Below are 9,674 nucleotides of genomic sequence, written 5' to 3' on the forward strand. Positions count from 1 at the left end.
TGGCGGGCGAGTTCTTCCGGATGATCACCTTCTGAGAGGAGTCGACCATGGGATGGCTCGAAAACGTCGTCTTCAGCGACCGGGTGATTGAAAACGAGCGCCTGGAATTAACGGACAAGAACTCGCTCTACTATCTCAGCACCCACCTGACGCTGAAGAACTGCACGGTCGTCCTGAAGGTGCCCGCCAGGAACCTGGTCATCAATCAGGCCCAGTTTATCGACTGCACCTTCGAGGTGAAACAGGAGTTGAAGAAGAAGCAAACGTGGGTGTTGGCCTCGCTCAGGGGCTGCCGGTTCAAGGGGAACCTGTCGGACTGTGACTTCGGTCACTGGCCCGGCTATGCGCCCGGCTGGGAGCACGGCTCCATCGAGGACTGTGATTTCTCCGAGGCCCGCCTGGACGGCTGCCGCATCATGGGCTGTGACCCAGCCACCCTGCGCTTTCCCAAGTGGCCCTGCTTCACCCTCCTGGATCCCGTTCGCAACAGCCGCGCGCTCAGGAGCGCCACCTGGCCCGGACGCTTCGGCCGCATCGTCATCGACGGCCTCGCCAACTACCCCGCGGACACCCGGGCCCTCACGTTCCACGCCCCCTCCCAGGCGAAGTACTTCGACATCACCCCGGAAGCACTCCAGGACGTCATCCAGCAGTTCGACTGCATCCTCTCCTGACACCACGAGAAAAGGCTCGCCGCCCCCGCACTACCAGCAGCGCGCGGCGAACGCGGCGAGCTCACGGTTGAAGCGCCGGGCATCCTCCCAGAAGGGCGAGTGGCCGATGCCCCCGAAGAGGGACACCTGGGCGTGCGGCACCACCGAGGCGATGTGCCAGCCGGAAGCGGGCAGCACCACGCGATCCTCCTGCCCGTGCGACACGAGCACCGGCACCGACAGCCGCCGCAGCACGTCGTCGTTGTCCACCGAGCGCGAGCCGAGCGCCTCGCGCACGTGGGCCGGCACCCCCTCGGTGTACGCGAGCACCAGGCGCCGCGTCTCCTGCGACACCTCCTCGTGGTGCAACAGCGACACGAAGGTCTCCAGCGCCGCGTGGCTCAGCGGCTCCTCGGGCGTGAACAGCCCGGGGATGAGCGAGAGCATCTGGGGCGCGAGCAGCCCGAACGCCTCCTCCGTGCCACTCTTCACCATGGCGGACACGAAGTTCACCCCCGCGATGTGCTGCTCGCCGTAGTGGCGCAGGTAATCACAGACAACCATGCCGCCGTAGCTCCACGCCACCAGCAGCGGGTTGTCCAGCCCCAGCCCGGTGATGACCGCCTGGATGTCGTCGGCCCACAGCCGCCCCTCGCCATACGCCCCGCGCGGCTTGTCCGAGTCCCCATGCCCCCTCAAATCCAACGCCACCAGCCGGAAGCCCAGCCCCAGGGCGCTCTGCAATTGCCGCCGCCACGCACGGTGACACTGGGAAAAGCCATGGATGAACAGCAGCGGCGGGCCATGGAGGTCTCCCGCGTCATGCACGCGCAGCGCCACGCCCCCTCCACCGCGCACGGTATGCACCCGGCGGGTGATGGACTCGGGAAAGGGGCTGTCCACGCCCGTCGAGGCGGAACGCGAGGACGACGGCAGCGCGAGAATGGGTGTGGGGGAATCCATGGTGGCTTCGGTCCGGGACTGCGAGGTCTTGAACGCCAGAAGGAATAGTCATCAGGGCAAACGATGAAGACCCCTCGGTGCGTTTCCGGCGGCCGGAAGGAGGCGGGCGCTCGCTTCGAGCGTCCACGGGTGAACAACCATCCCCCCGGGGGCGTGCCGGGCACGGGGCGCGCGAGCGTGGTAAGCCGGACCCCTTCGTCCGTGTCAGGAGTCCTCGCGCATGAAACGCTTCTTCATCGGTTCACTCGCCGTGGTGGGCGGCGTCACCCTGCTCTTCGTCGCGGCCATCGTGGGGCTCGCGTACCTCGCGGCGTCGAGCCGGCCGGGGGTGCCGGACAGCGTGGTGCTGGAGCTCGACATCACCGGGCCCCTGCGCGAGCACGTGCCGGAGGCCTCGCTCACGAGCGCCTTCGGCGAGCACGCGCCCACGGTGCGCGACGTGGTGGATGCCCTGGAGCGCGCGGGGGAGGACGGACGCGTCAAGGGCCTGCTGGTGCGGCTGGAGGGTCCCGCGGGCAGTACAGCCGTGGTGCAGGAGTTGCGTGACGCGGTGAAGGCATTCCGCTCGCGGGGCAAGAAGGCGTGGGCGTACGCGGACACCTTCGGCGAGGGCACGAGCGCCACGGGCACCTACTACCTGGCCACGGCGTTCGACGCCATCTACGTGCAGCCCTCGGGGGACGTGTCGGTGACGGGGGTGGGGCAGGAGACGCCCTTCGCGCGCGACGCGCTGGTGAAGCTCGGCGTCAAGCCGCAGATGGGCAAGCGCCACGAGTACAAGGCCGCCGTGAACACCTTCACCGAGCAGACGTACACCGAGCCGCACCGCGAGGAGTCCACGCGCTACCTCACGAGCATCTTCGAGCAGATGCTGCGGGGCGTGGCCGAGGCGCGGGGCCTGACGCCCGAGCAGGTGCGCGCCGCCATGGACGAGGCGCCGCTCGTCGGCGCGCGGGCGCTGGAGTTGAAGCTGGTGGACGGGCTGCTCTACCGGGACGAGGTGCTCGCGAAGGTGAGGGACGCGGCGGGGGAGGGCGTGAAGCGGCTGTACCTGGAGAAGTACCTCGAGCGCGCGGGGCGGCCGCACACGAGCGGGCCGGTGGTGGCGCTCGTCTACGGGGCGGGCACCATCTCCCGCGGGCGCAGCGAGTCCAACCCCATGTCGGGCGAGGACACGATGGGAGGCGAGAGCGTGGCGGCGGCGCTGCGCAAGGCGGTGGAGGACGAGCGCGTGCGGGCCATCCTCTTCCGGGTGGACAGCCCCGGGGGCAGCTACGTGGCGAGCGACACGGTGCGCCGCGAGGTGCAGCGCGCGCGCGAGAAGGGCAAGCCCGTCATCGTGTCCATGGGCACGTACGCGGCCAGCGGCGGCTACTTCATCGCCATGGACGCGGACAGAATCGTCGCCCAGCCGGGCACGCTCACCGGCAGCATCGGCGTGTACGGCGGGAAGATGGTGACGGCGGAGCTGTGGGCGAAGCTGGGGGTGAGCTGGGAGCCGCTCGGCGTGGGGAAGAACGCCACCATGTACAGCAGCTCGCTCGAGTTCACCCCGGAGCAGCACGCCAAGAACGAGGCGTCGTTGGACAGGGTGTACGAGGACTTCACGGCGAAGGCGGCCGCGGGCCGCAAGCTGCCGGTGGAGAAGCTGCGCGAGGTGGCCCGCGGCCGCGTCTGGTCCGGCGAGGACGCCAAGGAGAAGGGCCTGGTGGACGAGCTGGGCGGCTTCCCCGTCGCGCTGCGGCTCGCCAAGGAGGCGGCGAAGCTGGAGGGCGAGGTGCAGGTGGAGCTCTTCCCGAAGGAGAAGGGCACCGCGGAGGTGCTGGCGGAGCTGCTCGGCGAGCGCCGCGGGGACAACAGCGACGACGTGGAGGCGGGCGGGAGCGTGGCGGCGCCCTTCCAGCCCGTGCTCGCCCGGACCCAGGCGCTGTACCGGCTCGCGGTGAGGCTCGGCCTCGTCGAGGAGCGCCAGCACGTGCTCTCCGCGCCGGTGCCGGACACCACCTGGTAGGGCCCGTGAGACGAGCCGCTGGAGCGCCCCCCCGCGCCCCAGCGGCTCAGTCTTCAGCGCACCAGCTCCAGCACGGGCTCGGCGGGCGGCCACCAGAGCGCGGACAGCTCCAGCGCGAGTCCGCAGAAGGGCTCCGCGCGGACGATGGCCGAGCCCTCGTGGGTGCTCACGAGGAGCCAGCCGCGCTTGACGCGCTGGAAGCACTCCAGCGTGCGGGCGATGGGGTCCACGAGCCACACCTGCGACACGCCCGCGCGCGCGTAGATGGGCAGCTTGCGCGTGCGGTCCAACGCCACCGAGTCCGGGCCGAGCACCTCGCACACCCAGTCCGGCGCCAGACGCAGGAAGGGCTCCTCGGGCACGGCGGCCTCGGCGAGCCGCTCCGCGCGCCAGCCGGCCAGGTCCGGCACCAACACGTCCCGCCCCAGGCGCAGCTCCGGCGCGCGCAAGAGGCACCAGCGCCCCGCGCCTGAGCGCCGCGGCGCCAGATGCTCCCCGAGTTCCACGCCCAACATGAAGGCGGCGCGCGCCTGGATGTCGGAAGGCCGGGGCGACGCCACCAGTTCCTCGTCGAGGATCTCCCCCACCCACCCCGTGGGCATGGCCCCGAGGGCCGAATACGCCGCCGCCTGGCTGTTGCACATCGAAATCACCCTGTCCTCCCATGGCCTGAAGGGCCGCTCCGGGAAGAGCACTTTAAGGACGGGTCTGACATGCCTCCCCAGCGGGGGAGCGGGCGTTACCCAGACGTCACTTGCCGATGCAGAAGCGCTGGAAGATGGCATCGAGCAGGGCCTCGGAGGCGTGCGTGCCGGACACCTCGCCGAGGGCTTCCAGGGCGAGCCCCACCTCGCCGGACACGGCCTCGAGCGTGGACACGCGCAGCGCCTGCCCCGCGCGTCCCAGGGCCTCGGCCGCGCGCCGCAGCGCGTCCGCGTGACGCTCGGAGACGAGCGCGACGGCGCCGGGCGCGCCGCCTCCCCACAGGCGCGAGAGCAGCCCCGCGCGCAGGGCTTCCACGCCCTCTCCCGTGAGGCCACTGACGGCCAGTGCGCCGCCGTCGTCCTCCGCGCCCCGGGCCCCGCCCGCGCGCATGTCGCTCTTGCCCGCCACGCGCAAGACGGGCGTGGCCCCCGCGTCCTCCTCCCAGCGCCGCGCCGCGCGCGCGTCCTCGCCGGGGGGCAGCACCAGCACGGCCAGGTCCACCGTGGCGAGCACCTCGCGGGTGCGGGCGATGCCCAGCGCCTCCACGCGCCCGGGCGCCTCGCGCAGGCCCGCGGTGTCCAGCAGCGTGATGCCCAGGCCCTCCCACTCGAGCCGCGCCTCGAGCACGTCGCGCGTGGTGCCCGGCTCCTCGTCCACGAGCGCGCGCGCCTCGCCCACGAGCCGGTTGAAGAGCGTGGACTTGCCCGCGTTGACGGGCCCGTAGAGCGCCACGCGCGCCCCGCGGCGCACGAGCCGTCCCCGCCCCGCCTCGGCGAGCAGCGCCTCGGCCTCGGCGCGCAAGGCCAGGAGCCGGGGCTCCGCCTCCGAATCCGCGCCCTCGGCCTCCTCGGGGAAGTCGAGCACGCCCTCCAGGTCCGCGTGCAGCGCGCGCAGGGGCTCCTCCAGGGCGCGCACCCGGGTGGCCAGCGCTCCGGCGAGTCCCGCCGCCGCGGCGCGCACGGCCGCCTCCGAGTCCGCGGCCACCAGGTCCGCCACGGCCTCGGCCCGGGTCAAATCCATGCGGCCATGGAGGAAGGCGCGCCGGGTGAACTCCCCGGGCCCGGCGGGACGCACCGCGGGGTGGGCGAGGGCGCGCGCGAGCAGGAGCCGCAACAGGCGCGGGCCCCCATGGGCCTGCAGCTCGACGACGTCCTCGCCGGTGAAGGAGTGGGGCGCGCGGAAGTAGAGGAAGAGGCCCTCGTCGAGCACGGCGCCGTCCGCGTCCACGAAGGAGGCGAGGTAGGCGTGGCGGGGCGTGGGGGTGGCGGGGACGCCGGGGGCCAGCAGCCGGCCCACCTCGAGGGAGGCGGGGCCGGAGAGCCGGAGGATGCCCACGGCCCCGGCGGTGGGGGCGGTGGCGAGCGCGGCGAGGGTGGCGGGAGGAGTCATGCGTCCGGTGCGCGGCTGACGCCCGCCGTCACCCAAGTCAGGTGCGCGGCCCGGGCGCGGGTGAGGCCCCGCGAGCGGCGCGCTCCACGGCCTCGCGGTTGTCGACGATGTAGCGCTCCACGGCGTCGTCCTCCAGTTCCAGGTCCCTCAGCACGCCGGGGTACACGAACTTGAAGGCGGGGGACTCCTCGTCGCCCCGGAGCCGGAAGCTCATCTTCAGCACGGCCGCGCCGTACAGCTTGTCCTTGAGCGACTTGGCCTTGCCCATCTGCTCCCCTTTCAGTCAGTTGCACCGCGAGGGGAGGTGTCACCCCTCGAGATCATCCTCGTCATCATCCGCCGGCAGGATGCTCCGCTTGGGCAGCGGCGCGGCCTTGTCCGGCGTGAACACGACGCGCCGGTTGCGGCCCTCGCCCTCGCAGGCGACCTTGAGCCCCGGCACGTCACTCACGGCCTTGAGGACGCGCGCGCGGTCCTCCTGTTTCATTGTAACGAGGGCGTAGACCCGGCCCAGGGAGGACGACTTCTCGGCGAGCGCCCGAGCGGCCGCGCGCAGGGCGGGATCCTCGGCCACCTCCAGCGAGCGCTCATCGCTCTCCACGGGGCGCGCCGGGGCGGCCTTGGCCTGGGCGGGCGCGGCGGCCCTGGCCGGGGCGGGCGCGGCGGCCTTGGCGGGGCGGGCCGGAGCGGGGGCCGGGGCCCGAGGCGCCGGAGCAGCGGCGGGGGCCGGAGCGGCGGCGGGAGCGGGCTCGCGTTTGGCGCGCTCGCCGCGGGGCTCCGGGTGGACGCCGGCGCCCAGGAGCACGAAGCGGCGCTCGGTGCCCGGGCGGTGGAGCATCTTGTTGAGGAGGAACTGGAGCGAGTCCATCACCTGGCTGCGCTTGCCCATCTCCACGCCCGGAGGGGCCCCGGCCTGGAAGTGCAGGGCGACGGCGAGACTGCCGTCGCTGGCTTCCTTGAAGTCGAGCCGGGCGGGAAAGCCCATGAGGCCGAGGATGTCGGAGAGCAGGCGCTCCACGCGTGGGCGCAGGTCGGCGCCCGGCGCGGAGGAGGGGGCGGTGGTGGGCTGGCTGTCGCTCACTTGCTCTTGCCTCCGGCGGTGGCGGCCTGTCCCCGCTCGAGCCACTTGCGCAGCCCGTACTGCTGGGCGATCGACAGGAGGTTGTTGGTGAAGATGTAGAGCGCGAGGCCCGCCGGGTAGTTGAAGAGCGTGGCGGTGAAGATGATGGGGAGGAACCAGGTCATCAACCGGGCCTGCGCGGGGTCACCCATCTGCGGCTGGAGCTTCTGGGTGATGATCATGCTCACGCCCAGGGCGATGGGCAGCAGGTAGGTGGGATCCTTGTAGGTGAGGTCGCGCCACACCGGGCCGAAGAAGGGCTCCTGGTAGATGTCGTAGCTGTTGCGCAGGGCGGTGAAGAGGGCGATCCACACCGGCATCTGGATGAGCATGGGGAGGCAGCCGCCGAGCGGGTTCACCTTGGCCTCCTGATAGAGCTTCATCATCTCCATGTTCTGCCGCTCGCGGTCCTCGGCGTACTTCTTGCGCAGCTCCTCGACGCGCGGCTGCAGCTTCTTCATGGCCTCCATGCTCACCATGGACTTGTGGGTGAGGGGCAGCAGCAGCGTCTTGACGAGCACGGTGAGCAGGATGATGGCCACGCCCCAGTTGCCCGTGAGGTTGTGGAAGAACTTCATGACGCTCACGAGCAGCTTGGCGATGACGGCCCAGATGCCGTAGTCGATCGTCTCGCCGAGCGGCGGGGAGTAGGCGCTCGTGGGGAGGCTCGCGGCGGCGCGCAGCTCGGGGCCGGGCACCACGGCGAGGAAGTCCGGATCCTTCGGGCCCAGGTAGCCGCCGAAGCGGAACGTCACCGTCTGGCCGGGGGCGGCGGTGAGGGGGAAGGCGGCCACGACGGCGCGCGCCTGGGCGGTGGCCACCAGCTCGCAGCGGCCCTGCAGCGCGCCCTCCAGCGGGTAGAGCGCGGAGAGGAAGTACTGCTGATCGATGCCGAAGTAGTGCACGGGGCCGCGCAGCGTCTCCGGCTCCGGCTGCTTGTCCTCGGCCGCGAGCTTGTGCTTCTCCTCGCCCACGTGGCACGAGGCGTGGCTCAGGTTGCCCATGCCGCCGAAGAAGGACGGGGCGTGCTCGTTGGCCGGATCGATGGCGCGGCCGTAGTGCACCTTGAACTCACCGGTGAGCGCCTGCGCCGAGGTGTTCTTCACCTGCACGGTGTAGACGAGCTCGAAGCCCTGCTGGGGCCACTGCACGCTCTTGACGACTTCCCACGGCCCCTGGCGCGCGGTGAAGGTGGCGCCACGCTCGGCCGCCACCGACTCGTCCACCGCGTAGCGGGCGTTGGCCGGCAGGGGAGTGGGGCCATCGATGGAGACGGCGAGCGGCAGGGGCTGGCCGGGCACCGGCTGCGCCAGGTTCATCTGCGGCGGCGGCGGCACCTCTCCGCCGAAGAGCAGCTTGTAGCCCTCGGCGATGCCCAGGTGCTGCTGCTCGCGCATCTTCGCGCCCTGGAGCACCGCCGAGGTGAGGCCGGCGCCCTCGGTGGAGAACGAGTACTTCGTCTCCGTGCGGTACAGCTCCAGCGCGCGCACGGGCGGGGCGGGGGCCTCGGCCACGGCGCCCGCGCCCTCGCCGGTGCCCGGGGAGGGCGGAGTGCCGGGGGCCGGGGGCGTGACGGCCGGGGTGCCTCCGTCGGAGACTTCGGTCACCTGCGCGCCCGCGTCCGCGGCGCCCGCCTCGGGCCCCTTGGGCGCGAAGAAGGTGGTGAAGGCGTAGGTAAGCACCATCGCGAGCGCGAGCGCCACCAGCAGTCGCCGCTGGGAATCGGCGGAGTTGGGCGAGAGCGGATCCAGGTCGTTCATAGGCAGGGAGCGGTCAGGGCACCGGGTCGAAGCCGCCCGGATGGAAGGGCTGGCAGCGCAAGAGGCGCCAGGTGATGAGGCGGAGGCCACGGAGGGCGCCATGCTTCTGCAGCGCCTCCAGGGCATACACGGAGCAGGAAGGGTGGAAGCGGCACGCCGGGGGCAGCCAGCGGGAAATCCACCGACGGTAGAAGCGGATGGGCAGCGCGAGGAGGAAAGCGAGCGGGCTCATCGAGGAGGAGACTCCCGGGGCACGGACGGGAAGAGCCGCTGCAGCTTGCGGGTGATGCCGTCGAACGCGCGCGACACGACGGGGAAGGGGGCATCCTTGGCGGACTGGCGCACCACCAGAACAACGTCCACACCCGGCGGCCATTGCCCGTGGCGCTTGCGGAAACACTCGCGCAGCAACCGCCGCAAGCGGGCACGCTCCACCGCGTTGCCCACCTTGCTGGAGATGGTGAGGCCCACGCGGCAATGGGGCCGACCATTGGGCCTCACGAGCCCCAGGAGACACTCCACGGGCACTTTCTGCCCCTTCTCCTGGACCTCGAGGAACTCGCGCCGCTTGAGCAGGCGGAGGGCCTTGGGGAAGCGCTCGTCGCGAGATGGCGCCTGGCCCTCGGCCTTCACGCGAGCGTCCCGACTACTTCTTGTAAGCGGACACGACCAGGCGCTTGCGGCCCTTGGCGCGGCGGCGGCTGAGCACGTCCTGGCCCGCGCGGGTGGAGTTACGCTTGCGGAAACCGTGGGTACGGTTGCGCTTGATCTTCGACGGCTGGTAGGTGCGCTTGGACACGGCTGGACTCCTGGGATGCTGTGGCGCACACCCCGGAGGCGCACGCCTGATCCAATGAGACGGAGGAAGGCGGCGCTCGTAACCCGATCTCCCACCCAAGTCAACGTCGGATCACCTCCCGCCCGCCCCACCAGGGTCGCCCGCCACCCCCCGCCCCAACCCCCACCCGGAGTGGAGGGCGGCGAATCCACGCCCGGAGACGGTCGCCCCACGGCCCGGGGAAGGTGGATTGCGATCAGAAGGGGGACCCTAAAGGCGCGAAACCCTTGGGTTT

Annotated in this window: 11 protein-coding genes; 2 read left to right on the forward strand and 9 right to left on the reverse strand. The window is 71.6% G+C overall.

What is annotated here, in order from left to right; genetic code table 11:
• Positions 1-47: 47 nt before the first annotated feature.
• Entirely contained in the window at positions 48-674 is a 627-nt protein-coding gene (locus F0U63_RS48605; protein ID WP_395842339.1) for a hypothetical protein, read from the forward strand.
• A gap of 30 nt (positions 675-704) precedes the next feature.
• On the opposite strand, the gene F0U63_RS48610 is transcribed toward F0U63_RS48605, so the two are convergent.
• Positions 705-1,616, reverse strand: a complete 912-nt coding sequence (locus tag F0U63_RS48610) for an alpha/beta fold hydrolase (RefSeq protein ID WP_395842342.1) — start codon at positions 1,614-1,616, stop codon at positions 705-707.
• A gap of 220 nt (positions 1,617-1,836) precedes the next feature.
• Here F0U63_RS48610 and sppA point away from each other — a divergent pair, with 220 nt between their 5' ends.
• Positions 1,837-3,627 carry a signal peptide peptidase SppA gene (gene sppA, locus F0U63_RS48615; RefSeq protein ID WP_395842345.1) on the forward strand — a complete coding sequence of 597 codons (1,791 nt, stop codon included), beginning with the start codon at positions 1,837-1,839 and terminating at the stop codon, positions 3,625-3,627.
• Positions 3,628-3,680: 53 nt separating this feature from the next.
• Here sppA and F0U63_RS48620 read toward each other — a convergent pair whose 3' ends face one another.
• The 8 genes from F0U63_RS48620 to rpmH form a co-directional block, all read right to left on the reverse strand.
• A complete protein-coding gene (locus F0U63_RS48620) occupies positions 3,681-4,271 on the reverse strand; it encodes a Uma2 family endonuclease (protein WP_395848546.1) in 591 nt (196 codons plus the stop codon).
• A gap of 106 nt (positions 4,272-4,377) precedes the next feature.
• The gene (mnmE, locus tag F0U63_RS48625; protein ID WP_395842347.1) at positions 4,378-5,721 is read right to left on the reverse strand and encodes a tRNA uridine-5-carboxymethylaminomethyl(34) synthesis GTPase MnmE; all 1,344 of its coding nucleotides are present in this window, start codon (positions 5,719-5,721) and stop codon (positions 4,378-4,380) included.
• A gap of 37 nt (positions 5,722-5,758) precedes the next feature.
• Positions 5,759-5,989 carry a hypothetical protein gene (locus F0U63_RS48630; protein WP_002621381.1) on the reverse strand — a complete coding sequence of 77 codons (231 nt, stop codon included), beginning with the start codon at positions 5,987-5,989 and terminating at the stop codon, positions 5,759-5,761.
• A 39-nt stretch (positions 5,990-6,028) separates the two neighbouring features.
• Positions 6,029-6,802: a hypothetical protein gene (locus F0U63_RS48635; protein ID WP_395842349.1), complete on the reverse strand. Its 774-nt coding sequence runs from the start codon at positions 6,800-6,802 to the stop codon at positions 6,029-6,031.
• Positions 6,799-8,601, reverse strand: a complete 1,803-nt coding sequence (gene yidC, locus F0U63_RS48640) for a membrane protein insertase YidC (RefSeq protein ID WP_395842351.1) — start codon at positions 8,599-8,601, stop codon at positions 6,799-6,801. The genes F0U63_RS48635 and yidC overlap by 4 nt, the downstream gene beginning before the upstream one ends.
• Before the next feature lie 13 nt (positions 8,602-8,614).
• Complete coding sequence (yidD, locus tag F0U63_RS48645) at positions 8,615-8,833, reverse strand: membrane protein insertion efficiency factor YidD (protein ID WP_095991711.1); 219 nt, start codon at positions 8,831-8,833, stop codon at positions 8,615-8,617.
• On the reverse strand, positions 8,830-9,234 hold the full coding sequence (gene rnpA / locus F0U63_RS48650) for a ribonuclease P protein component (protein ID WP_002621385.1): 405 nt from the start codon (positions 9,232-9,234) through the stop codon (positions 8,830-8,832). The genes yidD and rnpA overlap by 4 nt, the downstream gene beginning before the upstream one ends.
• A gap of 13 nt (positions 9,235-9,247) precedes the next feature.
• Positions 9,248-9,400, reverse strand: coding sequence for a 50S ribosomal protein L34 (rpmH, locus tag F0U63_RS48655; RefSeq protein WP_002621386.1), 153 nt, complete (start codon positions 9,398-9,400; stop codon positions 9,248-9,250).
• Positions 9,401-9,674 lie beyond the last annotated feature (274 nt).

It is taken from the genome of Cystobacter fuscus (assembly GCF_044360685.1).
In the GTDB taxonomy this organism is placed as follows: Bacteria; Myxococcota; Myxococcia; order Myxococcales; family Myxococcaceae; genus Cystobacter; species Cystobacter fuscus_C.

Bases quoted from the DNA above. Each gene is read 5' to 3' on its own strand.
- F0U63_RS48605 (WP_395842339.1), top strand. From the start codon at position 48: ATGGGATGGCTCGAAAACGTCGTCTTCAGCGACCGGGTGATTGAAAAC.
- F0U63_RS48610 (WP_395842342.1), bottom strand. From the start codon at position 1,616: ATGGATTCCCCCACACCCATTCTCGCGCTGCCGTCGTCCTCGCGTTCC.
- sppA (WP_395842345.1), top strand. From the start codon at position 1,837: ATGAAACGCTTCTTCATCGGTTCACTCGCCGTGGTGGGCGGCGTCACC.
- F0U63_RS48620 (WP_395848546.1), bottom strand. From the start codon at position 4,271: ATGTGCAACAGCCAGGCGGCGGCGTATTCGGCCCTCGGGGCCATGCCC.
- mnmE (WP_395842347.1), bottom strand. From the start codon at position 5,721: ATGACTCCTCCCGCCACCCTCGCCGCGCTCGCCACCGCCCCCACCGCC.
- F0U63_RS48630 (WP_002621381.1), bottom strand. From the start codon at position 5,989: ATGGGCAAGGCCAAGTCGCTCAAGGACAAGCTGTACGGCGCGGCCGTG.
- yidC (WP_395842351.1), bottom strand. From the start codon at position 8,601: ATGAACGACCTGGATCCGCTCTCGCCCAACTCCGCCGATTCCCAGCGG.
- yidD (WP_095991711.1), bottom strand. From the start codon at position 8,833: ATGAGCCCGCTCGCTTTCCTCCTCGCGCTGCCCATCCGCTTCTACCGT.